This is a genomic window from Pseudomonas sp. A39 (assembly GCF_058145955.1).
This window is the reverse complement of the sequence record NZ_JBYVMD010000037.1, coordinates 37,916-64,580: the sequence shown is the minus strand read 5'-3', so window position 1 is coordinate 64,580 and position 26,665 is coordinate 37,916. Positions and strand designations below refer to the sequence as shown.

Genomic DNA, 26,665 nt, shown 5'->3' with positions numbered 1-26,665 from the left:
GCGCTGAATCAGTCACCTGATGAATCGACTGACACACCGCTATCGGGGGCAAGCCCCCTCCCACATTTGGATCGCGGGTAACAGTTAGATTGTGGTCAGCTGTCAGGCCGCCGGCGGGAGCAAGCCCCCTCCCACATTTGAACTGCGCCAGACTTAAATCTCAGTCGCCACGAAAATCCCCGGCATTCAGCCCAAACCGACTCATCTTGTTGTACAGCCCGCCCCGCGACACGTTCAGTTGCCGCGCAGCCAGGCGGACATTGCCACCGGTGCTTTTAAGCGCGGCGACGATGGCGTGCATTTCGTGACTGCTCAGGTCCTGGGCGGGGTGCGGTTCGTAGCCGCGCAGCGGGGCGCGTTGGCGGTTTTCCAAGGGCAGGTCCACCGGTTCGATCAGCGCCCCCGTCGCCAAGTTGGTCGCCCGCTCGATGCTGTTTTCCAACTCGCGCACATTGCCCGGCCAGCCATAGGCCGAGAGCAATGCCATCGCCTCCGGTGAAAAGCCCTGCACCGACTTACGCAACGAGCGCGCACAGCGGGCCAGAAAGTGCCGCGCCAGCAGCGGAATGTCTTCACGGCGCATGCGCAGTGGCGGCACGGTCAGGTTGAGCACGTTGAGGCGGTAGTAGAGGTCTTCGCGAAACGCGCCTTCCGCTACCGCCTGGCTGAGGTTGCGGTGGGTGGCGGCGATGATGCGCACGTCCACTTGCCGCGAATTTTTCGCGCCGACACGGGTGATCTCACCTTCCTGCAACACCCGCAGCAAGCTCACCTGGGCATCGAAGGACATGTCGCCAATCTCATCCAGAAAAATCGTACCGCCATCCGCCAGTTCAAACTTACCCGCCGAGCCGCCACGCGCCGAGCCGGTAAACGCGCCTTCGACATGCCCGAACAGCTCGCTTTGCACCAGGTCGCGTGGAATCGCGCCGCAGTTGACCGCCACAAACGGGCCGTTGCAGCGGTCGCTGCCGTTGTGGATGGCCTGGGCGAACAGCTCCTTGCCGGTGCCGCTTTCACCCAGGATCAGCGTGGTGGAATCACTGCGACTGGCGATGCGCCCCAGGTGCAGCGCGTCCTGGATCGCCCGCGAGTGCCCCTGGATGGTGTCGAAGGTGTAGCTGGCCTGGGTGCCGATGAGGCGTCGGGTGATTTCGCGGATGCGGCGGTTCTCCCGCAGTGACACGATCACCCCGCCCTGCTCCAGCGGGCACACCGAGACCAGGCAGGCGAGTTGGCTGCGGTTGTGCAGGTGGAAGGTGCAGTCGAGGTCGCGAACGGCCTCGCCCATCGAGTCGCTCAATTCGCTGCGCCCCAACTGCTGAAACGGCTGACCGATCAGCTCCAGCCCCACCCCGAACAGGTGCCGGGCATAGCGGTTGAGCGCCTTGATGCAGCCACGCTCATCCAGCACCACCAGGCCTTCGTTGAGCACTTCGAGGACGGTTTGCTGTTCTTCCAACAGACCTTGCAGGGCCATCTGCCGCGATACGGCGTCGGCCGCAGCCTGCACCGTGCCGAGGGTATGGAAGTGAAACCAGCCGGGCTCGGCGGTGAGGGTCAGCATGGCCAGGGTCTGGCCTTGAGCATTCTTGATCGGCGCAGCGGCGCAGTGCATGCGGCGCTGGCGCAGGCCGATACCGAAGTTTTCCTCGGCCAGCACGTACACCAGGCGATCTTCGGCCAGCGCCAGGCCGGTGCAGTTGGTGCCTTGTACCGATTCCAGCAGACGACTGCCCACGGGGGTGATGTCCAGCCCGCAGAAATACAGGGTGGTGCCGTCGGCATCGGTAAGGTTGATATGGCCGCGCGGGTTGTAGGCCAGCAAGCCTCGCATGACTTGCGCGGCGGCGGCGATCAGCACGCGGTGGGTGGCCTGGGTGGCGGCCAGGGTTTCGGCGGCCACGAAGCGGTACGCGTTGTCTGCCGGGTCAATACCGGCCGCGACGCTGCGACGCCACGAATCCCAGATCACTTGGCGCACGTGCGCCGGGCGCTCGACCTGACCGGCCAGGCAGTCGCGCCAAGCCTGCTCCAGCGCGGCCACCGGGCCATCATTCAGCGCAGCAGGCCCAAGGTCTGTGAGGTAGTCGAGGTCTTGCACGCTGAACGCCATGCTCATTGGGGCGGTATCCATGTCCATGTTTTTGACATGTCAGTATAGACATGTTCATTAAATGAACACTATTTGTTTGTGAATAATAATAAATCGCTATTTATCAATGAGTTATGAATTGGCACAGGCCTTGCTCCTACCCTTTCGCCCACCAGGACCGTCCTGGGGCCAATAACAACAAGGGGTTATTTCATGAGTACACAGCACATCCGCCTGGGTTTGATCGGTGCCGGTCGCATGGGCAGCTTCCACGGCCTGACCGCCGCTCGGCATATCCCCGGCGCCAGCCTGGCGGCGATTGCCGACCCGACGCCAGGCCAGGCCGCCCGCCTCGCCGCTGAACTGGGCGTGAGCAAGGTTTACACCGACCCTCAACAATTGCTCGACGACCCGGACATCGACGGCGTACTCATCGCCGCCCCCGCCCGCAGCCACGCCGAGCTGGTAATCAGCGCCGCCCGCGCGGGCAAAGGGATCTTCTGCGAAAAACCCATGGCCATCACCCTGGATGAGGCCGACCGTGCCATCGCGGCCGCGGCCGATGCGCGGGTGCCGCTGCAGGTCGGTTTCAACCGGCGTTTCGCCAAGAGCTTTCGCACCGCGCACCTCGACGTCGCCGCCGGCCGCATCGGCACCCCGCAGCTGCTGCGCTCGCTGACCCGCGACCCGGCGCTGAACAACCCGGCCGCTTCGCCGCAATGGGTGATCTTCCTCGAGACCCTGATCCACGATTTCGACACGCTGCGCTACCTCAATCCCGGCGCCGAGGCGGTGCAGGTCTACGTGATGGCTGACGCACTGATCGCGCCCGAATACAAAAACAAAGGCTTCCTCGACACCGCGGTGGTTGCGATCCGCTTCGACAACGGCGCCATCGCCACTGCCGAAGCCAATTTCCAGGCCGTGTATGGCTACGACGTGCGCGGCGAAGTGTTCGGCAGCGCCGGCATGCTGAGCATGGGCAGCCTTAACGAGTCCGACTTGGTGCGCTACCTCGCCCAAGGCATCCAGGCCGACACCCAGCGCATGGACACCGACCTGTTGCGCGACGCCTACATCGCCGAGCTCAACCACTTTGTCGATTGCCTGCGCAGCGGCACCAAGCCCCTGGCCAGCGGTGAGGACGCACGCGCGGCGCTGGCGATTGCCCGTGCCTGTATCGAATCGTTCGAAACGGGCAAGGCGGTGACCCTATGAGCCCGTTCAAGCTCGCGATCAGCGCGGAGATGGTGTTTCTCGACCAGCCCTTCATCGAGCGCGTACAGCGTATTCATGCGCTGGGCTTCAGCGTTGAAATCTGGGACTGGACCCACAAGGACATCGCCGCCCTCGCCGCCACCGGTGCCGACTTTACGTCCATGACCGGCTACATCAGCGGCACCCTGACCGACCCGGACGGCATCCGCCAGTTGCTCGACAGCGCCCGCGAATCCTTAGGGGTCGCCGAGCAATTGAATTGCCCCAGCCTCAACCTGCACGGTACCGGCCTGGGTGACGGCGGCCTGCCCGTTCAACCCGTGAGCCAGACCACCGGCCGCATGTGGCTGAGCGCCTGCAAGACCCTGGAAAAAATCGCCCGCCTGGGGGAAGACGCCGGCCGTGTGTTCCTGCTGGAAAACCTCAACACCGAGGTCGACCACCCCGGCGCGCCCTTTGCCCGCGCCGACGACACCCTGGCGCTGGTCGAGGCCGTGGGCAGCCCCCACTTGAAGATGAACCTGGACCTGTACCACGCGCAGATCGGCGAAGGAAACCTGATCGAGCTGATCCAGCGCGCCGGTACACACATCGGTGAAATCCAGGTGGCCGACGTGCCGGGACGCCAGGAGCCCGGCACCGGTGAAATCCACTACCCAGCCATAGCCAGGGCCCTGCACGCCATGGGCTACCGCGGCGTGGTCGGCCTGGAAGGCTGGGCCAGCGGCGACAGCGAGTTGGCCCTGGAGCGATTTCGCCAAGCGTTCACCCTATAACAATAAAAGGAACACCCTTATGAACCGCTATTCATTGATCGTTGCCACGCTGGTGTTGCTGTTCAGCCAATGGACCTTCGCCGCCTATCGCATCGGCGTGAGCATTGCCCGGGTCGACGATAACTTCATGACCTACGTGCGCACCGGCCTGGAAGCCGCCGCCAAGCAGCAGGATGTGCAGATCCAGTTCGAAGACGCCCAGGGCGATGTGGTGCGCCAGCTCAATCAGGTCGAAGGTTTCCTCAACCAGAAGGTCGACGCGGTGATCGTACTGCCGGTGGACACCGCCGCCACCGCCAACATGACCCGCGCCGCCGTGGCGGCGAAGACACCGCTGGTGTACGTCAACCGTCACCCGGACGAACGCACGCTGCCCAAAGGCGTGGTCACCGTGGCCTCCAACGACATCGAAGCCGGGCAGTTGCAGATGCGCTACCTGGCGGAAAAGCTCGGCGGCAAGGGCAATGTGGCGATCATCATGGGCGACCTCGCGCAGAACGCCACCCATGACCGCACCGAAGGCGCCAAACAGGTGCTCAAGGATTTTCCCGGTATCAAGGTGGTCGAGCAGCAAAGCGCCGAATGGCAACGCAGCAAGGGCATGGACCTGACCAGCAACTGGCTGCTGGCGGGCACCCAGTTCGATGCCATCGTGGCCAATAACGATGAAATGGCGATTGGCGCCGCCATGGCCTTGCAGCAGGCCGGCAAAGCCAAGGGCGAGATCGCGATTGTCGGCATCGATGGTTTGCCCGACGGCCTGGCGGCGATCAAACGTGGGATGCTCACGGCGTCGGTGTTCCAGGACCCGAAAGCCCAGGCGACCCAGGCGGTGCACGCCGCGGTGCGGATGATCAAGGGTGAGCCGATTGAGCCGGAAGTGTGGGTGCCGTTTGAGCTGATCAAGCCTGAACAGGTGGCGGTGTTTGAGCAGCGTTACAAATAGCCTGTCGTACCCAGCGCACACTGTGGGAGGGGGCTTGCTCCCGATGAGGGTGGGTCAGTTGATACATCCGTGCCTGACCCACCGCTATCGGGAGCAAGCCCCCTCCCACACTCAGTCCAGGTCGCTTGCGTCATGCCGTTCGGGTAACTGTTCCTCGCCAGACACCCGGTTCACCCGCCGCCCCCGCTGCACCGCCGGCCGCGCTTCGATCGCGTCCGCCCAGCGCAACACGTGCGTGTACTCATGCACCGACAGGAACTGCGCCGCGCCATACAAGCGGCCTTTGACCAACCCGCCATACCAGGGCCAGATCGCGATATCGGCGATGGTGTATTCATCACCCGCAATGTACTCGCTCACTGCCAGGCGCTGGTCGAGTACGTCGAGCTGACGCTTGGTCTCCATGGCGAAGCGGTTGATCGCGTATTCCATTTTGCTCGGCGCATACGCATAGAAGTGCCCGAAGCCACCGCCCAGGTACGGCGCGCTGCCCATCTGCCAGAACAACCACGACAGGCATTCCGCACGCGCCGCAGGCTCAGTCGGGAAGAACGCGCCGAATTTTTCCGCCAGGTACTGCAAAATCGCGCCCGACTCGAACACCCGAATCGGCGTGGCGCCGCTGCGGTCCAGCAGGGCCGGGATCTTGGAGTTCGGGTTGACCCCGACAAAGCCACTGCCGAACTGGTCGCCGTCGCCGATCTTGATCAGCCAGGCGTCGTATTCCGCACCGCTGTGGCCCAGCGCGAGCAACTCCTCCAGCAGGATCGTGACTTTCTGTCCATTGGGCGTGGCCAAGGAGTACAGCTGCAGCGGGTGCTTGCCCACCGGCAGTGCCTTGTCATGGGTGGCGCCGGCGATGGGTCGGTTGATACTGGCGAAGGTGCCGCCGTTTTCGGTGTCCCAGGTCCACACTGTTGGGGGTACGTAATCGGTCATGCTTACTGCTCCAGACGTGCTTGCGATCAGCGAAGCGCTCCAGACTAAACCAAAGGTTGATGGCGCGTCACACCTGCAGCGCTTTACCCGCCGCCGCATGCTGCCGAGGCACCGGCACCCGTAACGCGATCAACAAGGCGGCCAGCAGCATCAAGACACCGGCACCGATAAACACGCCGTCGATACCGCTGAGGCTGAACATCACGCCACCCCCCGCAGCCCCTGCCGCAATAGCGGATTGCACCGACGCCACCACCATGCCACCGGCACTTTCAGCTTGATCCGGCACCGCGCGGGCCACCCAGTTCGACCACGCCACCGGCACCCCGCCAAAGGCCATGCCCCACAGCGCCAGCAGCAACGCCTGGCTCGGCAGCGAGGCCGGCAGCAGCACCAGGGCGAGCGCCGCGACGCCCACCAAGATCGGCATCAGCACCAACGTGCCGCGTGGATAACGCACCAGCATCCATCCGGCCAACAGCGTGCCGACGAAGTTGGCGGCGCCGAACCCCAGCAGCATCAAGGCCAGCCCTTCGGTGCCCACGCCTGTGGTGCTTTCCAGGAATGGCCGGATGTAGGTGAACAGCGCGAAATGCCCGGTGTGCACCAATACGCAGCCAAACATGCCGATGGCGATGCCCGGACGCCGCAGCACATCCAGTATCGTGCGCAAACGTGCGGTGCCCGTGGGGGCCAGGCGTGGCAGTGTGAACAGCTGGAACGCCAGCGTGATCACACCGACGGCGGCTGCGGCGACGAACGCACTGCGCCAGCCATACAAACCACCAAGGAAGCTGCCCAGCGGCACGGCGACCACCGTGCCCACCGCAATGCCACTGAAGATGATCGACAGCGCACGGGGCAGCAGCGCCGCCGGCACCAGGCGCATCGCCACCGCTGCCGCCATGCTCCAGAAACCGCCCAGGGCGACGCCCAGCAGGATGCGCATCAACAGCAGCACCGCCAGGCTGGAAGAGAGCGCCACCAACAGGTTGGACGCAATCATCAGCAAGGAAAAACCCAACAGCACCACGCGTCGGTCGATGCCACGCGTCAGCCCGGGCACCAGCAACCCGGCGAACAACGCCACCACGGCCGTCACGGTCACCGCCTGGCCGGCGAGCGCCTCTGACACGCCAAGGTCCATCGCCATCGGCGTCAACAGGCTGGCCGGCAGGTATTCCGCCGTCAACAATCCGAACACCCCCATGGCCAGGGAAAATACTGCCATCCAGGCGGGTGCAGCGGGCTCCGCCTGCGAATGGACAGAGGGTTGAGCTACACAATCATTCATCACACGACATCCTCGGGAAATTAGCGCGACGGCCAGTCTAGGTTCGTCACATCGGATGATCTATGATGCAAACCCTTGAGTTTTTGACCGAAACCCCGAACATGACGACAGCGGCCCCCTTCAACCTGTCCTCCGACCTTATCGACGAGCTGCTGCGCGGCATGCGCCTGCGCGGGGTGCAGTACCGGCGCATCCAGGCCGGGCCGAGCTTCGGCATGGGCTTTGAGGCCAAACCTGGACACGCCTATTTCCACTTCCTGGCCGCAGGGACGGCCACCCTGCGTACCGACGACGGCAGCCTGTTTGAGTTGTCGGCGGGCAATGCGGTGTTCATCTCCCACGGGGGCGCCCATGCGCTGTCATCCACCGCGGACGGGCCGGTGCAGGACATCAAGGGCTTTGACGCCACGCCGCTAGGCGAGACCGTCTGCGCGGTGGATGCATCGCCCGACACGCCCCCGAGCACCTTGTTGTTCAGCGCCTGCATGGCGTTCGAGCTTGGCAGCATCCAGGGGCTCGGCAGCCTGATGCCGGCCTTGATGCTGATCGACGCCCAGGGTCAGCGTTACCCCGGCCTGATGCCGATCCTGGCGGTGATGGAACGCGAAGTCAGCGCCGCTCGCGTCGGCTACTCCGGCATCCTCGCGCGCCTGGCCGATGTGGTGGCCGCGATGATCGTGCGCGGCTGGGTGGAATGCGCCTGCGGCAGTGCGTCGGGGCTGGTGGCGGCGCTGCGCGACGCACGGTTGGCCGGTGCCCTGCTCGCCCTGCACCAGCAACCCGGCCGCGCTTGGAGCGTGGCCGAGCTGGCCGCGCACTGTCACACCTCCCGTTCGGTGTTCGCCGAGCGCTTCCAGGCCACCCTGGGTATCCCGCCCTTGCGCTACGTGACGGAACTGCGCATGCGCCTGGCCAGCCAATGGCTGACCCTGGAGCGGTTGCCCATCGAAGACGTCGCACTGCGCCTGGGCTACACCTCCCAGGCGGCGTTCAGCCGTGCATTCAAGCGCATCACCGGCCAGCCACCGGGGGCCAGCCGCCACACCCTGCGGAGCCCGGCATGAACGCTCGCCTCGACGACATCCTGGCCGACCGCCTGGACGTGGTGTTCTGCGGCATCAACCCCGGCAAGGGCTCCGCCGCCCTGGGCCTGCACTTTGCCAATCGCAGCAATCGCTTCTGGCGCACCTTGCACCGGGCGGGCTTCACGCCCCAAGAAATCCGCCCGGAGGACGGCCGTACGTTACTGGACTATCACTGCGGCTTGACCACCGTGGTCGAGCGCCCTACCGCGAGCGCGGGCGAGCTGGCACGGCATGAATTCACCGACGCGGCGGCAGCGTTTGAACAGAAAATCCACCGCCACGCACCGCGTTTCTTGGCATTTCTCGGCAAGGCCGGCTACAGCGCGCTGTCCGGTCAACGCGAGATCGGCTGGGGGTTGCAGCCGCATCGGCTGGGCGGTGCGTCGGTGTGGGTGTTGCCTAATCCGAGCGGACGCAACCTGGCGTTCAGCCTGGAGCAATTGGTGGAGGCGTATCAGTCCCTGCGCGAGGCCATTGCGCCCGTCGACCCCGCGCCCTTAATCTCTTGAGCCCATCACCTTGTGAGCAATGGAGGCTTCATGAAACTGATCGGTATGCTGGACTCGCCCTACGTACGCCGCGTGGCCATTTCCCTGGAGTTATACGGGGTGGATTTTGTGCATGAGCCGCTGTCGGTGTTCCGCACGTTCACCGAGTTTTCCCAGATCAACCCGGTGGTCAAGGCGCCGACGCTGGTGCTGGACGATGGCACGGTGCTGATGGACTCCAGCCTGATCCTGGACTACCTGGAAACCCTGGCCCCGGCGGATAAAAAGCTGCTCCCGTCGCAACCCGCCGCGCGTGCCCGCGACCTGCAAACACTCGGGCTGGCCCTGGCGGCCTGTGAGAAAAGCGTGCAGATCGTCTATGAACACAACCTGCGCCCGGCCGAGAAGCTGCATGCGCCCTGGCTCGACCGCGTCAGCGGGCAGTTGCTGGCCGCTTATTCGTTATTGGAAAAACAGCTGAGCGACAGTGAAGCACTGAGCCAGGCCTCGATTACCGCGGCAGTGGCCTGGTCGTTCAGCCAATTCACCGTGGCGTCGGTGGTCAAGGCGGATGCGTTTCCCAACCTCAAGCACCATGCCGAGCGCCTCGAACAGCACCCGGCTTTCAAGAAGTACCCGATCGAATAACCCCACCTATCCAATGTGGGAGGGGGCTTGCCCTAATGCCAGTCAGTTAAGGGTGAGCACCGTACCTGTGGCGAGGGAGCTTGCTCCCGCTGGGTCGCGAAGCGGCCCCAGCTCTTTGTTTCAAAAGACTGGGACTGCTGCGCAGTCCAGCGGGAGCAAGCTCCCTCGCCACGGGGTACTTTTCGCTCTTGCTGCTTCTTAACTGACTGGCATTAGGGCAGGCCCCCTCCCACATTCGGCCTGTGCAGCCCGGCTCAGACCCAGCCGCCATCCACAATAAAGTTCTGCGCCGAACACATCGCCGAGGCGTCAGAGGCGAGAAACAGCGCCATATTGGCGATGTGCTCCGGCAGCACACTGCCCGGCAGGCACTGGCTGCGGCTGATCAGTTCCTTGGCCGCATCATCGACCCACATCGCCAGTTGTTTCTCGGTCATCACCCAACCCGGCACCAGCGTGTTCACACGGATGCGGCTCGGCCCCAGTTCCCGGGCCAGGGCGCGGGTCATGCCGTGGGCGGCGGCTTTGCTGGCGGCGTACACAGGGTAGCCGGCGGAGGCCATCATCCAGCCGACCGAGCCGAGGTTGATGATCGCCCCGCCGCCCGCGCCTTTCATCATCGGCACCACGGCCTTGGCGGCCAAGAAGGCGTGCTTGAGGTTGACGGAGATCAGCCGGTCGAACATCTCCGAGTCGACTTCTTCCAGGGTGTGGCGCACGTCATTGGCGGCGTTGTTTACCAGCACGGTGATCGGCCCCAGGGAGTGTTCGAAACGCCCGATGGCCGCCTTGTAGGCGATTTCATCGGTGATGTCGCAGTTCACGAACTCCACGGTGTGCCCGCGCGAACTGAGCAGCGCCGCCAGGCGTTCGCCCTGGCTTTGCGCGCGGTCCACAAACCCGACTTTGGCGCCTTGCGCAGCGAAGGCGCGCACCATGAATTCACCAATGCCCGAGGCGCCTCCGGAAATCAGGACGGTCTTGCCTTCAAGGTCGGGGTAAACGGCGTGTTGAGTGCTCATAGAACAGGTGCCTCGCTCAATTAGTCTTATTTTATTTTGCAAATACGGCGTTAAAGGCTATAAATTCGCTGTCTTATCGACAAAATATCGCACATTAGTAGAACTATTCCACTCAAAACAACAAAAGGAAGTTCGATCATGAAGCACCCTCGATACCTGCTCTCGGGCCTGGCCATGTCCTTGCTGATCGCCAGTGGCGGCGCCCAGGCTGCAGGGCTCACCAGCGAACACAAACCGTTTGGTAAAACCAACGACGGCACCGCCGTCGAACAGTACATCTTGCGCAACAGCCACGGCATGCAAGCCACGGTGATCACCTACGGCGGCGTGCTGCAGTCGCTGAAAGTGCCGGATAAAAACGGCAAGGTCGACGACGTGGTACTCGGCTTCGACGACGTGCAGGGCTACCAGGCTGGCACCGCGTTTTTCGGTGCGACCATCGGGCGTTTCGGCAATCGCCTCGCGGGCGGTGCCTTTGAGCTCGACGGCAAGCGCTACCAAGTGCCACTCAACGACGGCCCCAACTCGCTGCACGGCGGCGCACAAGGCTTCGACAAGCATGTCTGGAAGGCCTCCCCCGTCAAATCCAAGGACTCGGTCGGCGTTACCCTTACCTACCTGTCCAAGGACGGTGAAATGGGCTTCCCCGGCAACCTGAAAACCGAAGTCACCTACCGCCTCAACGATAAAAACGAACTGCACATCGACTACAAAGCCACCACCGACAAACCCACGGTGCTCAACCTCACCAACCACAGCTACTTCAACCTCGCCGGCGCGGGGAATGGCGACATTCTCAAGCAGGTCGCCACCTTGCATGCCAGCCATTACACCCCGGTGAACGCCACCTTGATTCCGACCGGCGAACTGGCCCCCGTCAAGGGCACGCCGATGGACTTCCTCAAACCGACGCCGATCGGCCAGCACATCAAGGAGGATCATCCGCAGCTCAAATTTGCCGAGCCGAAACAAGGCGGGTTTGACTTCAACTGGGCGCTGGACACCAAAGGCGACGTCAAGCAATTGGCCGCCGAGGTGCATGATCCTGAGTCAGGTCGGCGCTTGCAGCTGTACACCAGCGAGCCAGGGGTGCAGTTCTATACCAGTAACTTCCTCGACGGTTCGGTGAAGGGCAAGGCTGGGAAGACCTACCTGCACTGGAGTGGTTTCACCTTGGAGACCCAGCACTTTCCGGATGCGCCTAACCAACCGACATTTGCCTCCACCCGCCTGAACCCAGGGCAAACCTACACCCAGAGCACCGTCTTCAAATTCTCCGCAAACTAAACATGTGGGAGGGGCTAAGCCCCCTCCCACATTTAATCCTCACATGGCATGACTCAGCGTTGTTTCATGCGGTCGATGACCACGGCCAGCAGCAGGATCGAGCCACGGATCACGTACTGGTAGAAGGTGTCGATGTTCTTCAGGTTCATCGCATTCTCGATGATCGCCAAAATCAACACCCCGGCGATCACATGACGGATCATCCCGACCCCACCGCTCAACGACACCCCGCCCAGCACGCAGGCCGAGATCACGGTCAGTTCAAAACCCTGCCCGATCATCGGCTGGCCCGAGGTCATGCGTGACGCCAGGATCACCCCGGCCAATGCGCCGATCACACCGTGTACGGCAAAGATCAGGATCTTGGTACGGTCGACGTTCACCCCCGCGAGCAGCGCCGCTTCCGGGTTGCCGCCGATGGCCATGGTGTTGCGCCCGTAGGTGGTGTAGTTGAGCAACCAGCCGAAAAACATGAAGCACAGGATCGTGATGATGATCGGCACCGGCACGCCCAGCAGTTGGCCGTTGCCGAAGATAAAGAACTGATCCTGGGACACCCCCACCGCCTTGCCGTTGGCAAAGATGTACGCCAGGCCGCGCACGATCTGCATGGTCGCCAAGGTAGTGATCAACGCGTTGACCCGCAGCTTGGCGATCACGATGCCGTTGATCAGCCCCACGACCAGGCCCATCAGCAGCGCGGCGCCAATGCCCAGCATGACGCTGTCGGTATCGCGCATCACAATCGCCGCGACCACCCCGGCGCAGGCAATCACCGAGCCCACCGACAAGTCGAAGTGCCCCGACGCCAGGCAGAACAGCATGGTGCAGGCGGCAATGCCCACGGTGGAAATCGCCAGGCCCAGCCCGCGCATGTTCAGCGGGGAGAGGAAGTTGTCGATGAGCAAGGCGCAGAGCAAAAAGATGCTCACCGCCGCCAGCAGCATGGCCCAGTTGTCCAGCAGTGCACGCACGTCCAGGGGTTTGCGCGCGGTCGGCAGCGCATTGTTTTGGATTGTCATGATCGTCTCTCAGTTCGCCAGGCTACGCGGCAAAGCCAGCTGCAGCAGGTTGGATTCAGTGGCGTGTTCGCGGGTTTGTTCGCCGCGCATCGCGCCTTCGCACAGCACCAGGATGCGGTCGGAGATACCCATCACTTCCATCAGGTCGCTGGACACTACGATGACCGCAATGCCTTGGGCCGCGAGGTTATGGATGATCTGGTAGATCTCGGCCTTGGCGCCGATATCGATGCCACGCGTGGGTTCGTCCAGCAGCAGGACTTTCATCGGCATCGACAGCCAGCGTCCCAGGATCGCTTTCTGCTGATTGCCGCCGGACAGGTACATGATTTTCTGCGCCGCATTCGGCGTTTTGACTTTCATCGCCTGGATCTGCTGATCGGCGTTGCGTTTTTCCCAGCCGTCGCGCAACAGCCAGCCAAACGCCGAATGGGCGCCGCGCGCGCTGATATTGATGTTCTCCGCCACGCTGGACAGCGGGATGATGCCCTCCTTCTTGCGGTCTTCCGGGCACAGCAACACACCGGCGGCGATGGCATCGCGCGGTGAGCGCAGTTGCAAGGCTTGCCCGCAGAGTTCCAGTTGACCGGCGCTGGCACGTTCCAGGCCGCTGAGCAGGCGGAACAACTCGGTACGCCCGGCGCCCACCAGCCCGAACAGGCCGAGGATCTCGCCTTTGCGCACATTGAAACTGATCGGCTCACGCAGGCCTGGGCCGAGCAAACCGTCGACCTTGAGCGCCACTTCGCCCTGTTCACGCGGACGGTAGTCGTAGATGTCCTGGATATCGCGGCCGACCATGCAGGTGACCAACTGGTCGTGGGTCAGCGCACTCATGTCATCGAAGGTGCGCACGTAGCGGCCGTCCTTGAACACCGTCACGGCGTTGCAGATGCGGAACACCTCTTCCATGCGGTGGGACACGTAGAGCACCACTTTGCCCTCGTCGCGCAGGCGCGTGATGATCGCCATCAAGCGGTCGATCTCGCGCGCCGAGAGGCTGCTGGTGGGTTCGTCAAAGGCAATCACATGGGCACCACGGGACAGCGCCTTGGCGATTTCCACCAGTTGACGCTGGCCCAGGGACAGGCGGCCGAGCTTTTCCTCCGGATCAATTTCATCCGCCAACCCCTTGAGGCAGGCCAGAGCCTGCTTACGCAACAGGCTGCGATTGACCACACCGAAACGCGACGGTAAATGCCCGAGGAACAGGTTCTCGGCCACGGTCATTTCCGGCACCAGGTGCAGTTCCTGGTGAATCACCGCCACGCCGCTGGCAATGCTGTCGGCGGCGTTTTTGAAGGCCATGGTCTGCTCGCCGATCTGCAGCGTGCCACTGCTGGGGATATAGGCGCCGCCGAGGATTTTCAGCAGCGTCGACTTGCCCGCGCCGTTTTCGCCCATCAAGGCGTGCACTTGCCCTGGGTAGGCGGTGAAGCTGATGCCATCCAGCGCCTTGACCCCAGGAAAGGTTTTGCCGATGCCGTTGAAGCTCAACTGGGCAGCAGCGTTGTGTGTCTGTAATTGCGCGTGCATAACCACCTCGTCACACCAAACCGGCGGCCCCGTTGTGGGGGCCGCCATGCCAAACACTCAGTTCCACAACCCGATCTTGGTCAGTTCTTCCTTGAAGTTCTCGCGGGTGATCAGGGTCACTTCGTCCATGGCGGTGTACTTCGGTGGTTCGGTGCCTTTGGTGACCCACTCGTACATCATCAGCGCCGTGTTGTAGCCCTCGATATGTGGGCTAGGCAGCATGGAGCCGAAGAAGCCGCTGTTGGGTTTCTTCAGTTCGCCGATGGCATCGGTGCCATTGATGCCGATACCGATCACGTTGGCGGCTTTGAAGCCGGCGCTTTCGGTGGCGCGCACGCCGCCGAGTACGGTGTTGTCGTTCATGCCGCCGATGATCAGGTTTTTCGCGCCGCTGGGCAGCTTGACCAGGGCCGAGTTGGTGGCGTCCATGCTGCCCGGTACATCCAGGGTCTTGGCGGCGGTGAACAGGATGTGATCCTTGGGAATGCCGGCTTCCTCCAGGGACTTGACCGAGCCGTCGGTGCGTTTCTTGCCGGTGTCGAGTTCGTTGAAGGTGTTGATCACGGCGTAGGTGTCTTTCCAGTCCCAGCCACGTTTTTTCGCTTCAGCCGCCATGGCCGCGCCCTGCTTCTGGCCCACTTCGAAGGCGGCCATGCCCAGGTACGGCACGTCTTCCATGAAGGCGCCCTTGGCGTCGACGAAGCGGTCGTCCACGGCGATGACTTTCAGCCCATTGGCTTTGGCCTTGGCGACGATGGCCGGGCCGAGGGACACGTCCGGCGGGCAGATCACAAAACCCTTGGCGCCGTTGGCCGCCAGGCTGTCGATGGCCGAGAGGGTTTTCTCGCCATCGGGCACGGCGATCTTGATCACGGTGAAGCCATGTTCCTTGCCGGCTTTTTCGGCAAACGCCCACTCGGTCTGGAACCACGGCTCTTCAGCCTGCTTGACCAGAAAACCGATCTTCACTTCTTCAGCGGCCAGCAACAGCCCGCTCAGGCTCATGGCTGAGACCGCCACAGCGGCGCAACACAGGGAACGGATACCACGACGACGATTCATACGGGTGACTCCTTGTTGTTGTTTTTAGGTAGAACTCTAGAAGCGGGCTGGCAAGGAACCCACTCCCATTAGGGTTATCCGGCAAAGCGGTGACAGGGTTTGCCTGGCACGTCGACCTCGATGGCCAATACCGCACCATCCAGGGGGTGATCCAATGGGCTGGCAGCGCTGGTGATATACAGAGTGGTGAGGTTGGGGCCACCGAATACGCAACTGGTGGGACGGCTGACGGGCAGTTCGATGATGCGGTCCACCTCTCCTGCGGGCGTGAGGCGCAGCAGGCAACTGCCGTCCCAGCGCGCGTTCCAGAGGTAGCCTTCAACGTCCATCGCCGAGCCGTCCGGCCCGCCGCGCTCGTGTGGACCAAACCACGTTTGCGCCGGACCGAGCTGGCCGTCCGCGTGGATCGCATGCCGGTACAGCGTGCCATCCAGGCTGTCGCCGAAATGCACCTGGCAGCCGTCATCACTCCACAGCAAGGTGTTGGGAATGCCCAGCCCGCTCAGCAACGGCGTCACCTGTGCATCGGCATCGATGCGAAACAGGCCGCCGGAACGTCGGGTGATCGGCACGTCTTCACCGTGTTCGCCGATGTTGTTCTGCATGGTGCCCAGCCACAGCCGGCCCTGGGCATCGCAGCGTGCTTCATTGCCACGGTTGCCCGCGTGCGGGTCGGCCACGCACAGCAAGGTCAGGGCCTCGGTGGCCAGGTCCAGCCGGTACACGCCGCTGCTCAAGGTCACCAACGCATCGCCGCTTTCACACGGGATAAAGGCCGAGACATGCTCGGGCAACTGCCAGATCTGCAACTGCCCGTCCATCAGGCGCAGCGCCTGTTTGCCGGCAATGTTGACCCAATACAGGGCCTGGGTGGGCGCGTCCCAGAACGGGCCCTCCCCCAGTTGCGCGCGGTGCGCGGTGACGGCGGTACACGACATGACGCCTCCTGGTTTTTTACAGCGAATCGCGCGATGGCGTGCCATCCACCAGCCGCTGGATCCGCAACGGGTTAGCGTTTTTCAACGCGTCGGGCAGCAGGCTGTCCGGGTAGTTCTGGAAGCACACCGGGCGCAGGAAACGGTCGATGGCCAGGGTGCCCACCGAAGTGCCACGGGCATCCGACGTCGCCGGGTACGGCCCGCCGTGAACCATCGAGTCGCAGACTTCCACACCGGTCGGGTAACCGTTGAGCAGGATGCGCCCGACTTTCTGTTCGAGCAGTGGCGTGAGTTCGGCGAACTGCTGAAAGTCGCCCGGCTCGCCAATGATCGTGGCGGTGAGTTGGCCGTGCAGGCCGTGCAAGGCAGCGCTGAGTTGCGCCTGGTCAGCCACTTCGACAAACACGGTGGTGGGGCCGAAGACTTCTTCCTGCAGCACGTCATCGCCGTCGATCAACAAGCCCACATTCGCCTTGAACAGCTGCGGCTGCGCCTGGTTGCCTGCCTGGGCATTGCCAGCCAGGTGCTGGATACCGGGGTGCGCCAGAAGTTTTTCCAGGCCTTTGCCGTAGCTGCTCAGGGTGCCGGCATTGAGCATGGTTTGCGCCGGTTGCTCACCGATCAGTTGCGCCACCTGCTGGGTGAACGCGGTGAAGGCTGGCGAAGCAATCCCGATCACCAAGCCAGGGTTGGTGCAGAACTGGCCACAGCCTTGCACCACCGAGGCGGTGAGGTCGCGGGCAACAGTGTCGGCCCTGGCCTGCAACGCCTGGGGCAATACGATCACCGGGTTGATGCTCGACATCTCGGCAAATACCGGGATCGGTTGCGGGCGCGCCGCGGCCATATCGCACAACGCACGACCGCCCTTGAGCGAACCGGTGAAGCCGACCGCCTGGATCGCCGGGTGCTTGACCAGCGCTTCACCGACGCCACCGCCGAAGATCATATTGAATACGCCGGCCGGCATCTCGGTGGCCTCGGCGGCACGGATGATCGCATTGGCGACCTGTTCCGCCGTGGCCATGTGGCCGCTGTGAGCCTTGAACACGACCGGGCAACCCGCGGCCAGCGCTGCGGCGGTGTCGCCGCCCGCTGTAGAAAACGCCAGGGGGAAATTGCTCGCGCCAAACACCGCGACCGGGCCCAGGCCGATGCGGTATTGGCGCAGGTCCGGACGTGGCAGCGGTTGGCGATCGGGCAACGCTTTGTCGATGCGCGCGCCGTAGAAATCACCGCGACGCAACACGGTGGCAAACAGGCGCATCTGACCGCTGGTACGCCCGCGCTCGCCCTTGATACGCGCGGCCGGCAATGCGGTTTCGCGGCAGACCAATTCAATGAAGTTGTCGCTCAGGGCATCCAGTTCGTCTGCGATCGCGTCCAGAAACTGCGCGCGACGCGCCGCACTCAAGGCGCGGTACGCGGGATAGGCCTGCGCGGCGGCCTTGGCGGCGGCGTCGACTTCCTGCGGGGTGGCCTGGTAGAAGTCCTGGGGCAAGGCTTCGCCGGTGGCTGCGTCGACGCTTTGCAGCTTGACGCTGCCGTTGGCGCTGCGCTGGCCGCCGATGTAGTTGTGGCCGAGGAACTGGGTCATGGGGGTCTCCTTCAAAGGGTGATGACGTTACCGGGTTCAAAGGCCGCATCGGCACTGCCGACACGGTTGACCAGCGGCGCGCCGAACTCGGCTTGGCTGATCTCGAACACATCGCCCGGTTGAGTACGTATACCGTCGGCGAATGACAGCGTGGCGGTGCCGAAGAAATGAATATGCACATCGCCGGGCTTGAGGAACTGACGGTATTTGAAGTGGTGGTATTCGAGGTTTTCCAGGCTGTGGCACATATTGGCCTCGCCACTGAGGAATTCGTTCCGCCAGATTTCCTCGCCGTTACGCAGGATACGGCTGGTGCCGGCCAGGTGTTGGGGCAATTCGCCCACGCGCAACTCGGGACCGTAGCTGCAGCTGCGCAGTTTGGAGTGGGCCAGGTACAGGTAGTTCTTGCGCTCCATGATGTGGTCGGAGAACTCGTTGCCTACCGCAAAGCCCAGGCGATAGGGCTTGCTGTCCGGGCCGATGACGTAAAGGCCGCCAATTTCCGGCTCTTCACCGGCGTCTTCGGCAAACGGCGGCACCGGGAAGGCTTCGCCAGGGCGCACGACGATACTGCCATCGCCCTTGTAGAACCACTCCGGCTGCACACCGGCTTGGCCGGCTGCGGGCTTGCCGCCCTCGACGCCCCATTTGAAGATGCGCATGGTGTCGGTCAGTGCGGTCTCGTCACCGGCCTGGTGCATTTTGTCGCGTGCCGAGGCACTGCCCAGGTGAGTCAGGCCGGTGCCGCTGATCAGCATATGGGCCGGGTCCGGGTGATCCAGCGGCGGCAGGACTTTCAGGTCGGCCAGCAGTGTGGCGTAGTCATGGCTGTCGCCCAGGCCGAGGGTCTCGACCTGCTGCTGCAACTTGATACCGGCCTCGATGGCGGCCAGGGCCAGTTCGCGTACGCTGCGCGCCGTGTTCACTTCGCGCAATGTGCTGCCTTCCACCACGCCGACGCGGCGCTCACCGTTGTGCAATTCGAACTGAACTAAACGCATGAAACTTCTCCCAGATTAAGTACGTGTGGCGCCACGGGCGCTGGCGGCGAACTGGTCGGCAGGCAATACGTGCTTGCGCTCAAGCACACGGTAGACCACGAAGGTCAGCAGCAGCCCGAACACCATCACCCCGGACAGGAAGTACAAGCCCGAAGCCAGGTTGCCGGTGTATTCCTTGAGCGCGCCGATCACGAACGGGCCAATGTAGCCGCCGAGGTTGCCCACCGAGTTGATCAAGGCAATGCCCGCCGCCGCACTGGCGCCGGCAAAGAAGCGCCCCGGCAGGGTCCAGAACACCGCCGTGCAGGAAAACATCGCGAACGCCGCCAGGCACAGCGCCGCCATTTGCAGCACCGGCACACTCAGCCAGGCACTGAAGAACAGGCCGATGGCACCGAGCACATAGAGCACGGCGAGGTGGCCGTAGCGGTCATTCAAACGGTCGGAACTGCGCGGGATGATCAGCAGGCCGATGATGCCGAAGATATACGGCACGGCCGAGATAAAGCCGGTGGTGAGGTCGCTGCCGCCGAATTGCTTGATCAGGGTCGGCAGCCACAGGCCCAGGCCGTAGATGCTCAGGGTCACCGGCAGGTAGAACAGCGCCAACAGCAGCACGCGCTTGTCTTTGAGGGCATGCAGCGGGTTGCCGTGACGGGTCTGGCCGTAGGCTTGCAGGTCTTTAGCCAGTTCGCCGGTGAGCCAAGCCTTTTCGTCATCGCTCATCCAGTTGACCTGCTTGGGGCCGTCCGGCAAGTAGCGCAGCACCGGCCAGGTCAGCAGGATCGCCGGGGTGCCGATGACGATGAACAGCCACTGCCAGCCGTGCAGGCCAAGGATGCCGTCCATGCCCAGCAAACCGCCGGACACCGGGCCGGTGATCATCATCGCGATGGGTTGCGACAGGATGAACAGCCCGAGGATCTTGCCGCGATGACGCACCGGGAACCACTGGGTGATGTAGTACAGAACGCCCGGAAAGAACCCCGCCTCCGCCGCGCCGAGCAGAAAGCGCATCACGTAGAAGCTGTGCGGCCCTTGCACAAACGCCATGCCGATGGTGATGGCGCCCCAGGTGATCATGATCCGCGCAAACCAGCGCCGCGCGCCGAAGCGGTCGAGCATCAGGTTGCTGGGGATCTCGAACAGGAAGTAGCCAATGAAGAACAACCCCGCGCCCAAACCATAGGCGGCGTCACCGATACCCACGTCGGCGCCCATGTGCAATTTGGCGAAGCCCACGGCGGAGCGGTCCACGTAGGCGATCAGGTACAGCAGGATCAGGAAGGGAATCAGTTTCAGCGTGATGCGCCGAATAAGCCGCAGTTCCTGGCTCATGGGGGTCGATCTCCGATTGTTGTTTTTATAGAAGCTCGGGGGACGCCTCTCGCGAAAATCCGCCAGGGTCATACCTCAGTTGAGACCGACTATATAGTAGGACTATTTGCAAAACAACTCTTCCAAAGCATCGATTTTGCGCTTATGTTTAAGCACGCATAGAACATATAGTCATACAATAAGAGAATCGATCATGTCTGATAAAAAGCCCGGCCTACGCTCCGCCCAGTGGTTTGGTACCGCCGACAAAAACGGTTTCATGTACCGCAGCTGGATGAAGAACCAGGGCATTGCCGACCATCAGTTCCATGGCAAGCCGATCATCGGCATCTGCAACACCTGGTCGGAGCTGACCCCGTGCAACGCGCATTTCCGCCAGATCGCCGAGCACGTCAAGCGTGGCGTGATCGAGGCCGGCGGCTTCCCGGTGGAGTTCCCGGTGTTCTCCAACGGCGAATCCAACCTGCGGCCCACTGCGATGCTCACGCGCAACCTGGCGAGCATGGACGTGGAAGAAGCCATTCGCGGCAACCCGATTGACGGTGTGGTGCTGCTGACCGGCTGCGACAAGACCACCCCCGCCCTGCTGATGGGCGCCGCCAGTTGCGACGTGCCGGCCATCGTCGTGACCGGTGGGCCGATGCTCAACGGCAAGCACAAGGGCCAGGACATCGGCTCCGGCACCGTGGTGTGGCAATTAAGTGAACAGGTCAAGGCCGGCACCATCACCCTGGACGACTTCCTCGCGGCCGAGGGCGGCATGTCGCGTTCGGCGGGCACCTGCAACACCATGGGCACCGCGTCGACCATGGCCTGCATGGCCGAGGCATTGGGCACCTCCCTGCCCCACAACGCGGCGATCCCGGCAGTGGATGCACGGCGTTATGTGCTGGCGCATATGTCCGGCATGCGTGCGGTAGAGATGGTGCGCGAAGACTTGAAACTGTCGAAGATCCTCACCAAAGAAGCGTTTGAAAACGCGATCCGCGTGAATGCGGCCATCGGCGGCTCGACCAACGCCGTGATTCACTTGAAAGCCATCGCCGGGCGCATCGGCGTCGAACTGGACCTGGACGACTGGACCCGCATCGGCCGTGGCATGCCGACCATCGTCGACCTGCAACCGTCAGGGCGTTTCCTCATGGAAGAGTTCTACTATGCCGGCGGCCTGCCTGCCGTGCTGCGTCGCCTCGGTGAGGCCAACCTGATCCCGCACCCGAATGCCCTGACCGTCAACGGCAAATCGTTGGGTGAGAACACCAAGGACTCGCCGATCTACGGCCAGGACGAAGTGATCCGCACCCTCGACAACCCGATCCGCGCCGACGGCGGCATTTGCGTGTTGCGCGGTAACCTCGCCCCGTTGGGCGCGGTGCTCAAGCCGTCCGCCGCCAGCGCGGAGCTGATGCAGCATCGTGGCCGTGCGGTGGTGTTCGAGAATTTCGACATGTACAAGGCGCGCATCAACGACCCGGAGCTGGACGTGGACGCCAACTCGATCCTGGTGATGAAAAACTGCGGGCCGAAGGGTTACCCAGGCATGGCCGAAGTCGGCAACATGGGCTTGCCGGCCAAGCTGCTGGCCCAGGGCGTAACGGATATGGTGCGGATTTCCGATGCGCGCATGAGCGGCACCGCCTACGGCACGGTGGTGTTGCACGTGGCGCCCGAAGCCGCTGCCGGCGGGCCGTTGGCCACGGTGAAGGAAGGTGATTGGATCGAACTGGACTGTGCCAACGGCCGCCTGCACCTGGACATCCCCGACGCAGAGCTGGCGGCGCGCATGGCCGACCTGAAACCGCCACAAAACCTGATCGTCGGCGGCTATCGCCAGCTGTATATCGACCATGTGCTGCAGGCCGACCAGGGCTGTGACTTTGACTTCCTGGTAGGGTGCCGTGGGGCCGAAGTCCCCCGGCATTCCCACTAATTGGGATGCTATGATGCCGCGAATTTAAGTCAGAGCCTCCCTGTCGTTATGGATCAACAGCCGTCCAAGCCGCGCAAGAGCCAGCATGCCCAGATCGTTCAGGACTTGGGCATGCACATCGTTTCCGGTCGCTTCAAGCCTGAAGAGCGGCTGCCCATGGAGGCCACGCTCTGCGAGGAGTACAAGGTCAGCCGTTCGGTGCTGCGTGAAGCCACGCGGGTGCTCAGCGCCAAGGGCCTGGTGTATTCCAAGCCTCGGGTGGGCGCGGTGGTGCGGCCCCGGTTGAAATGGCACCTGCTCGACCCGGACGTGTTGTCCTGGTTGATGCAGTCCACGCCCCACAGTGAGTTCTTCAATACCTTGGCGGGTGTGCGGCGCATCCTCGAACCGGAAATCGCCGCCATGGCCGCGACTACCGCCACCGATGAAGACATCGCCACCATCGAACAGGCCTACCGGGGCATGGAAACCGCGAAGACCCACGAAGACCTGTTGCAGGCCGACCTGGATTTTCACCGCGCGATTGCCGATGCCACCCGCAACGACCTGCTCGCTTATATGTGCAACATGCTGTCGTTGCCGTTGCGCGAGTCGATCAACATCACCAACCGCCGCCCGGATATCCAGGGCCTGAGCCTGCCCCGGCACAAGGCAATCCTCACCGCGATCCAGAACCGTGACGCCCTCGGGGCGCGGCATGCGTCGCTGGTGCAGTTGGATGACACGCGAGTGGCGTTGGATACGGTGATGAATGTGCTCACGCCGCTCTGACTCCAAGGCATACCCAGGACCCCATGTGGGAGGGGGCTTGCTCCCGATGGCAGTAGACCGGTCAATGTTGCGTTGACTGATCCACCGCTATCGGGAGCAAGCCCCCTCCCACATTGAAGCGGTGTACGCCGTTATAGCGTGTAGGCGATTCCGACCTGCACGGTGCGCGGCTCGCCTGGGTAGGCGTAGACGTTGCCGAACGCGCCTTCTTCATACTCGCGGTTGAACAGGTTCTTCACGTCGAGGTTCAGGCGCACTTTGTCGTTGACCTTGTAGTAGCTGAGCAAGTCCACCACGGTGTAGGCATCCATCGAGAACGCGGTGTTGGACGTCTGCCCGGCGCGCTCATCCACGTATTTGCCGCCCGCCCCCAGGCCCAGGCCTTTGAGGGCGCCGTCCTGGAATTCGTAGACGTTAAGCAAGCTGAAGCTGTTGCGCGGGATGTTCAGCAAACGGGTGCCGGTGCGCAGGGTGTTGTCCTTGGTGACTTCGGCGTCCACATAGGCATAGCCGCCGATCACGCGCCACTCGGGGGTGATATTGCCCGTCACATTCAGGTCGAAACCTCGGCTGCGCACTTGGCCGGCGGCGACGCTGAAGGTCGAGTCCTGGGGGTCGGTGGTGAGCACGTTTTTCTTCTCGATCTGGTAGATCGCAGCGTCGACGCTCAACTGGCGATCCAGGGCTTCCCACTTGACGCCCATCTCGTAGGATTTGCCTTTTTCCGGCGCAAAACCGCCGCCCTGGCGGCTGGCGCCGGTGTTGGGCTTGAACGAGCGCGCGGCGTCGGCGTACACCGCGACGGTATCGGTGAGGTCGTAGATCACACCGACGCGTGGGGTGACGGCGTTATCAGCGGCTTGCCAGCTTTTAGTGCCTGGCACGTAACTCTCGTAATCGTGCTCAAACCGTTCGAAACGCGCACCGGCCAACACTTTCAAACGCTCGGTCAGTGCCACTTGGTCTTGGACAAACGCCGCGTAGGTTTTGAGGTTTTCCTTGTCATGTGTCGGCGTGCGGGTCAGCGGTGGACGCGCCTGGCCGTAGACCGGGTCGAAGATATCAATCGGGTAAGTACCCACGGCAGCGCTGGAACGTTGGATGATCGACTTGTAGTCGTAGTCCTCGTACTCGATACCGGTCAGCAACGTGTGATCAAAACCGCCGGTAGAGAAGTGCCCGGTCAAGTTGAGCTGGTAGTCCTTGTCGGTCCATTCCAGCTTACGGTAATTGAAGTTGCGTTGCAGCGTGCGGCCGTCAGCGTTGAGGCTGGTCGTACCATTGGCCTCAATCGCGTTGCCTTGCAGCGTGCCATCCAACCATTGCATACCGCCGCCCAGGGTCCAGTTGTCGTTGAGCATATGTTCGAAACGCAACTGAGCCATGTTGTTGTCGTTGTGCAATTTACCGACATCTTTATCCCCCCAGAAAGTGTCGCGCGAAGGCGTACCTTTTTGGTTCGGGTACCGCGTCAAGCCACGGTCCAACGGGTGGTTGTTACGCATGAAGTCGCCTTCGAAGATCACCTTGGTGTCGTCGGTGGCTTGCCAGGTGATGACCGGGGTCACGCCGTAGCGCTCGGTCTCGACATGATCACGGAAGGTATCGCCGCCCTCGCCCACCACGTTCAGGCGATAGGCCAGGCGACCTTGCTCGTCCAGTGGGCCCGATGCGTCAAGCGTGGCGCGCTGCATGCCCTGGTCATCCAACTGGCTGCCTAGGGTGACGGTGGGTTCGGCCAGCGGTTGCTTGGACACCACGTTGAAGGTGCCGCCGGGATCACCACGGCCGTAGAGCATGGTCGCCGGGCCGCGCAGCACTTCCAGGCGCTCGATGGTGTTGGCGTCCGGCATGTTCGGGTAACCGCGGTTGATCGGGAAACCGTTGCGGTAGAACTCGCCGGTGGTAAAGCCGCGCACGGTGAACGTGGTCAGCCCCTGGCCGCCAAAGTTGTTCGCACGCCCGACACCGCCGGCGTAATCCAGCGCGTCCTGCAGGCGAGTGGCGCCGATGTCGTCGACCACGGCCTTGGACACCACGGTGATGGACTGCGGGGTTTCATGAATGGAGGTGTCGGTGCGCGTCGCACTGGCTGAACGTGTCGCGTGGTAGCCCTTGACCGGCCCTTGAGCCGTCTCGTAGTCCGCCTCGCCCGTGACATTGGTGGCTTGCAGCTCAAGACTGGCTTTGTCGGCAGGGACAACCTCAGCCCAAGTAAAAGGCGAAAATGCCTGAAGCACACAGAGGGAAATCAAGGTACGACGCATGGATGTTGAACCTAGTGAATGAGCCAGAAGGGGCGGCAAACCTGCCAAAAATTCGCGGGGATGGTATACCAATCCATTCGCGTTTGACATCTATTCTCATTCACTATTTTTCAGGTAACAGCTTTGTATCGATAAGCAGCAAGTTTGATGCGAACTCAATGTGGAAGGGGGCTTGCGCCCGATAGCAGTGTGCCAGACACCGATGTTGTGACTGCCACACTGCTATCGGGAGCAAGCCCCCTCCCACAGTTGGATTGCTATACGACGTCAGGATCCGATCAGCGATAGCGCTCCAGCCAATGGGCGTAAGGCGCAGGCAAGGTCCAGGAGGATTTCTCCACGCCCAGTTCCTTGGCCGCAAAGTACGCCCAATGCGGGTCAGCCAGGTGCGCACGACCGACCGAGACCAGGTCCAGATGCCCGGCCTGCAATGCGCCTTCTGCCAGTTGCGGTGTGCCAAAGCCCCAGGCCGACGTCACCGGAATACCGGCTTCACGACGTACACGTTCAGCGATCGGGCCCATGAAAGCCGGGCCCCACGGGATATTGGTGTCGGGAATGGTAAAACCGACGCTGACGCTCAGCAGGTCCAGGCCACCGGCTTTGAAGTTGCGGGCCAGTTCGATGGATTCGGTGAGGGTCTGCTCGTCACGGCCGTCGTATTCGATCACGCCAAAACGCGCGGTCAGCGGCAGGTTCTCCGGCCAGACTTCGCGCACGGCGGCCAGGGTTTCCAGGAGGAAACGGCTGCGGTTGTCGAAGCTGCCACCGTAGCCGTCGGTGCGCTGGTTGGAATGCTCGGAGAAGAAGCTCTGGCCCAGGTAACCGTGGGCGAAGTGCAGTTCGATCCACTCAAAGCCGGCGTCACGGGCACGGCGGGCAGCATCGACGAAGTCCTGGCGCACACGGGCGATGTCGTCCAGGGTCATGGCGCGTGGCACTTGCGGCAGGTTGGCACCAAAGGCGATGGCCGACGGTGCGATGGTTTCCCAGCTGCGAGCATCGGAGGCAGGCATATGGTCGTCCCCTTCCCACGGGCGGTTGGCGCTGGCCTTGCGACCGGCATGGCCGATCTGGATGCCTGGCACCGAGCCGGCGGCCTTGATGGCCTTGACCATGGGCACGAAGGCCTCGGCGTGGGCGTCGCTCCAGAGACCGGCGCAACCGGGGGTGATACGCCCCTCGGGCGCTACAGCGGTGGCTTCAACCACCAGCAAACCGGCGCCGCCACGCGCCATACTGGCCAGGTGCACGAGGTGCCAGTCGTTGACGATGCCGTCATCCGCCATGTATTGGCACATTGGCGGTATGGCGATGCGATTGCGCAGGGTGACGTCTTTGAGTTTGAACGGTTCGAACAAAGCGGACATTGAGAACTCCGGGAGCGAGTGGATGATTCGATAGT

General features: G+C 62.8%; 22 protein-coding genes. 9 read left to right on the top strand and 13 right to left on the bottom strand.

Going from position 1 to position 26,665, the window contains the following annotated elements; translation table 11 throughout:
* Window positions 1-160 precede the first annotated feature (160 nt).
* Entirely contained in the window at window positions 161-2,122 is a 1,962-nt protein-coding gene (locus AC3ZU9_RS23950) for a sigma-54 interaction domain-containing protein (RefSeq protein WP_490091441.1), read from the bottom strand.
* Between the two features lie 186 nt (window positions 2,123-2,308).
* Here AC3ZU9_RS23950 and AC3ZU9_RS23945 point away from each other — a divergent pair, with 186 nt between their 5' ends.
* Genes AC3ZU9_RS23945 through AC3ZU9_RS23935 form a run of 3 tightly spaced genes read left to right on the top strand, consistent with a single transcriptional unit; the run spans window position 2,309 to window position 5,035 of the window.
* A complete protein-coding gene (locus AC3ZU9_RS23945; protein WP_490091438.1) occupies window positions 2,309-3,313 on the top strand; it encodes a Gfo/Idh/MocA family oxidoreductase in 1,005 nt (334 codons plus the stop codon).
* Window positions 3,310-4,089: a TIM barrel protein gene (locus AC3ZU9_RS23940; RefSeq protein ID WP_490091437.1), complete on the top strand. Its 780-nt coding sequence runs from the start codon at window positions 3,310-3,312 to the stop codon at window positions 4,087-4,089. Before AC3ZU9_RS23945 ends, AC3ZU9_RS23940 begins: the two co-directional genes overlap by 4 nt.
* A gap of 19 nt (window positions 4,090-4,108) precedes the next feature.
* Window positions 4,109-5,035: a sugar ABC transporter substrate-binding protein gene (locus tag AC3ZU9_RS23935; protein ID WP_320400562.1), complete on the top strand. Its 927-nt coding sequence runs from the start codon at window positions 4,109-4,111 to the stop codon at window positions 5,033-5,035.
* Window positions 5,036-5,146: 111 nt separating this feature from the next.
* On the opposite strand, the gene yghU is transcribed toward AC3ZU9_RS23935, so the two are convergent.
* Both yghU and AC3ZU9_RS23925 read right to left on the bottom strand, forming a co-directional pair.
* Window positions 5,147-5,974: a glutathione-dependent disulfide-bond oxidoreductase gene (gene yghU, locus AC3ZU9_RS23930; RefSeq protein ID WP_046036711.1), complete on the bottom strand. Its 828-nt coding sequence runs from the start codon at window positions 5,972-5,974 to the stop codon at window positions 5,147-5,149.
* Window positions 5,975-6,041: 67 nt separating this feature from the next.
* A complete protein-coding gene (locus AC3ZU9_RS23925; protein ID WP_490091436.1) occupies window positions 6,042-7,268 on the bottom strand; it encodes an MFS transporter in 1,227 nt (408 codons plus the stop codon).
* A 65-nt stretch (window positions 7,269-7,333) separates the two neighbouring features.
* Between AC3ZU9_RS23925 and AC3ZU9_RS23920 the strand changes: the two genes are divergently transcribed.
* The 3 genes from AC3ZU9_RS23920 to AC3ZU9_RS23910 are packed head-to-tail and all read left to right on the top strand — an operon-like array spanning window position 7,334 to window position 9,489.
* Entirely contained in the window at window positions 7,334-8,332 is a 999-nt protein-coding gene (locus tag AC3ZU9_RS23920) for an AraC family transcriptional regulator (protein ID WP_490091440.1), read from the top strand.
* Window positions 8,329-8,862 carry a G/U mismatch-specific DNA glycosylase gene (gene mug, locus AC3ZU9_RS23915; protein ID WP_490091435.1) on the top strand — a complete coding sequence of 178 codons (534 nt, stop codon included), beginning with the start codon at window positions 8,329-8,331 and terminating at the stop codon, window positions 8,860-8,862. The genes AC3ZU9_RS23920 and mug overlap by 4 nt, the downstream gene beginning before the upstream one ends.
* Before the next feature lie 30 nt (window positions 8,863-8,892).
* Complete coding sequence (locus AC3ZU9_RS23910) at window positions 8,893-9,489, top strand: glutathione S-transferase family protein (RefSeq protein ID WP_093546705.1); 597 nt, start codon at window positions 8,893-8,895, stop codon at window positions 9,487-9,489.
* A 254-nt stretch (window positions 9,490-9,743) separates the two neighbouring features.
* Here the strand turns inward: AC3ZU9_RS23910 and AC3ZU9_RS23905 are convergent, their stop codons facing one another.
* Window positions 9,744-10,511, bottom strand: coding sequence for an SDR family NAD(P)-dependent oxidoreductase (locus tag AC3ZU9_RS23905; RefSeq protein WP_012723601.1), 768 nt, complete (start codon window positions 10,509-10,511; stop codon window positions 9,744-9,746).
* A gap of 138 nt (window positions 10,512-10,649) precedes the next feature.
* Between AC3ZU9_RS23905 and AC3ZU9_RS23900 the strand changes: the two genes are divergently transcribed.
* Window positions 10,650-11,798 (top strand): aldose epimerase family protein, encoded by a 1,149-nt coding sequence (locus AC3ZU9_RS23900; protein WP_012723600.1) that lies wholly within the window; start codon window positions 10,650-10,652, stop codon window positions 11,796-11,798.
* Window positions 11,799-11,851: 53 nt separating this feature from the next.
* On the opposite strand, the gene araH is transcribed toward AC3ZU9_RS23900, so the two are convergent.
* The 7 genes from araH to AC3ZU9_RS23865 all read right to left on the bottom strand — a co-directional run bounded on the left by araH (window position 11,852) and on the right by AC3ZU9_RS23865 (window position 20,292).
* Window positions 11,852-12,820, bottom strand: a complete 969-nt coding sequence (gene araH / locus AC3ZU9_RS23895; RefSeq protein ID WP_064052942.1) for an L-arabinose ABC transporter permease AraH — start codon at window positions 12,818-12,820, stop codon at window positions 11,852-11,854.
* Between the two features lie 9 nt (window positions 12,821-12,829).
* Window positions 12,830-14,356: an L-arabinose ABC transporter ATP-binding protein AraG gene (gene araG / locus AC3ZU9_RS23890; RefSeq protein ID WP_489097095.1), complete on the bottom strand. Its 1,527-nt coding sequence runs from the start codon at window positions 14,354-14,356 to the stop codon at window positions 12,830-12,832.
* A 57-nt stretch (window positions 14,357-14,413) separates the two neighbouring features.
* Window positions 14,414-15,418: a substrate-binding domain-containing protein gene (locus AC3ZU9_RS23885; protein WP_012723597.1), complete on the bottom strand. Its 1,005-nt coding sequence runs from the start codon at window positions 15,416-15,418 to the stop codon at window positions 14,414-14,416.
* Between the two features lie 74 nt (window positions 15,419-15,492).
* A complete protein-coding gene (locus AC3ZU9_RS23880) occupies window positions 15,493-16,356 on the bottom strand; it encodes an SMP-30/gluconolactonase/LRE family protein (RefSeq protein ID WP_102060627.1) in 864 nt (287 codons plus the stop codon).
* Window positions 16,357-16,372: 16 nt separating this feature from the next.
* On the bottom strand, window positions 16,373-17,953 hold the full coding sequence (locus AC3ZU9_RS23875; protein WP_012723595.1) for an aldehyde dehydrogenase (NADP(+)): 1,581 nt from the start codon (window positions 17,951-17,953) through the stop codon (window positions 16,373-16,375).
* Window positions 17,954-17,964: 11 nt separating this feature from the next.
* Window positions 17,965-18,954 carry an AraD1 family protein gene (gene araD1, locus AC3ZU9_RS23870; protein WP_046035744.1) on the bottom strand — a complete coding sequence of 330 codons (990 nt, stop codon included), beginning with the start codon at window positions 18,952-18,954 and terminating at the stop codon, window positions 17,965-17,967.
* A 15-nt stretch (window positions 18,955-18,969) separates the two neighbouring features.
* Window positions 18,970-20,292: an MFS transporter gene (locus AC3ZU9_RS23865; protein WP_012723593.1), complete on the bottom strand. Its 1,323-nt coding sequence runs from the start codon at window positions 20,290-20,292 to the stop codon at window positions 18,970-18,972.
* Window positions 20,293-20,485: 193 nt separating this feature from the next.
* Between AC3ZU9_RS23865 and AC3ZU9_RS23860 the strand changes: the two genes are divergently transcribed.
* Together AC3ZU9_RS23860 and AC3ZU9_RS23855 are read left to right on the top strand one after the other, a co-directional pair.
* Window positions 20,486-22,222 carry an IlvD/Edd family dehydratase gene (locus AC3ZU9_RS23860; protein WP_012723592.1) on the top strand — a complete coding sequence of 579 codons (1,737 nt, stop codon included), beginning with the start codon at window positions 20,486-20,488 and terminating at the stop codon, window positions 22,220-22,222.
* Between the two features lie 48 nt (window positions 22,223-22,270).
* Complete coding sequence (locus AC3ZU9_RS23855) at window positions 22,271-22,993, top strand: FadR/GntR family transcriptional regulator (protein WP_046035745.1); 723 nt, start codon at window positions 22,271-22,273, stop codon at window positions 22,991-22,993.
* A gap of 131 nt (window positions 22,994-23,124) precedes the next feature.
* Here AC3ZU9_RS23855 and AC3ZU9_RS23850 read toward each other — a convergent pair whose 3' ends face one another.
* Window positions 23,125-25,260, bottom strand: a complete 2,136-nt coding sequence (locus tag AC3ZU9_RS23850; protein WP_093546719.1) for a TonB-dependent siderophore receptor — start codon at window positions 25,258-25,260, stop codon at window positions 23,125-23,127.
* 278 nt (window positions 25,261-25,538) lie between these two features.
* Window positions 25,539-26,630 carry an NADH:flavin oxidoreductase/NADH oxidase gene (locus AC3ZU9_RS23845; RefSeq protein WP_490091434.1) on the bottom strand — a complete coding sequence of 364 codons (1,092 nt, stop codon included), beginning with the start codon at window positions 26,628-26,630 and terminating at the stop codon, window positions 25,539-25,541.
* Window positions 26,631-26,665 lie beyond the last annotated feature (35 nt).

What these genes read in the sequence shown, in the direction of transcription:
- AC3ZU9_RS23950 (WP_490091441.1), bottom strand. Translation starts at nt 2,122, where the DNA reads ATGAGCATGGCGTTCAGCGTGCAAGACCTCGACTACCTCACAGACCTT.
- AC3ZU9_RS23945 (WP_490091438.1), top strand. Translation starts at nt 2,309, where the DNA reads ATGAGTACACAGCACATCCGCCTGGGTTTGATCGGTGCCGGTCGCATG.
- AC3ZU9_RS23940 (WP_490091437.1), top strand. Translation starts at nt 3,310, where the DNA reads ATGAGCCCGTTCAAGCTCGCGATCAGCGCGGAGATGGTGTTTCTCGAC.
- AC3ZU9_RS23935 (WP_320400562.1), top strand. Translation starts at nt 4,109, where the DNA reads ATGAACCGCTATTCATTGATCGTTGCCACGCTGGTGTTGCTGTTCAGC.
- yghU (WP_046036711.1), bottom strand. Translation starts at nt 5,974, where the DNA reads ATGACCGATTACGTACCCCCAACAGTGTGGACCTGGGACACCGAAAAC.
- AC3ZU9_RS23925 (WP_490091436.1), bottom strand. Translation starts at nt 7,268, where the DNA reads ATGAATGATTGTGTAGCTCAACCCTCTGTCCATTCGCAGGCGGAGCCC.
- AC3ZU9_RS23920 (WP_490091440.1), top strand. Translation starts at nt 7,334, where the DNA reads ATGCAAACCCTTGAGTTTTTGACCGAAACCCCGAACATGACGACAGCG.
- mug (WP_490091435.1), top strand. Translation starts at nt 8,329, where the DNA reads ATGAACGCTCGCCTCGACGACATCCTGGCCGACCGCCTGGACGTGGTG.
- AC3ZU9_RS23910 (WP_093546705.1), top strand. Translation starts at nt 8,893, where the DNA reads ATGAAACTGATCGGTATGCTGGACTCGCCCTACGTACGCCGCGTGGCC.
- AC3ZU9_RS23905 (WP_012723601.1), bottom strand. Translation starts at nt 10,511, where the DNA reads ATGAGCACTCAACACGCCGTTTACCCCGACCTTGAAGGCAAGACCGTC.
- AC3ZU9_RS23900 (WP_012723600.1), top strand. Translation starts at nt 10,650, where the DNA reads ATGAAGCACCCTCGATACCTGCTCTCGGGCCTGGCCATGTCCTTGCTG.
- araH (WP_064052942.1), bottom strand. Translation starts at nt 12,820, where the DNA reads ATGACAATCCAAAACAATGCGCTGCCGACCGCGCGCAAACCCCTGGAC.
- araG (WP_489097095.1), bottom strand. Translation starts at nt 14,356, where the DNA reads ATGCACGCGCAATTACAGACACACAACGCTGCTGCCCAGTTGAGCTTC.
- AC3ZU9_RS23885 (WP_012723597.1), bottom strand. Translation starts at nt 15,418, where the DNA reads ATGAATCGTCGTCGTGGTATCCGTTCCCTGTGTTGCGCCGCTGTGGCG.
- AC3ZU9_RS23880 (WP_102060627.1), bottom strand. Translation starts at nt 16,356, where the DNA reads ATGTCGTGTACCGCCGTCACCGCGCACCGCGCGCAACTGGGGGAGGGC.
- AC3ZU9_RS23875 (WP_012723595.1), bottom strand. Translation starts at nt 17,953, where the DNA reads ATGACCCAGTTCCTCGGCCACAACTACATCGGCGGCCAGCGCAGCGCC.
- araD1 (WP_046035744.1), bottom strand. Translation starts at nt 18,954, where the DNA reads ATGCGTTTAGTTCAGTTCGAATTGCACAACGGTGAGCGCCGCGTCGGC.
- AC3ZU9_RS23865 (WP_012723593.1), bottom strand. Translation starts at nt 20,292, where the DNA reads ATGAGCCAGGAACTGCGGCTTATTCGGCGCATCACGCTGAAACTGATT.
- AC3ZU9_RS23860 (WP_012723592.1), top strand. Translation starts at nt 20,486, where the DNA reads ATGTCTGATAAAAAGCCCGGCCTACGCTCCGCCCAGTGGTTTGGTACC.
- AC3ZU9_RS23855 (WP_046035745.1), top strand. Translation starts at nt 22,271, where the DNA reads ATGGATCAACAGCCGTCCAAGCCGCGCAAGAGCCAGCATGCCCAGATC.
- AC3ZU9_RS23850 (WP_093546719.1), bottom strand. Translation starts at nt 25,260, where the DNA reads ATGCGTCGTACCTTGATTTCCCTCTGTGTGCTTCAGGCATTTTCGCCT.
- AC3ZU9_RS23845 (WP_490091434.1), bottom strand. Translation starts at nt 26,630, where the DNA reads ATGTCCGCTTTGTTCGAACCGTTCAAACTCAAAGACGTCACCCTGCGC.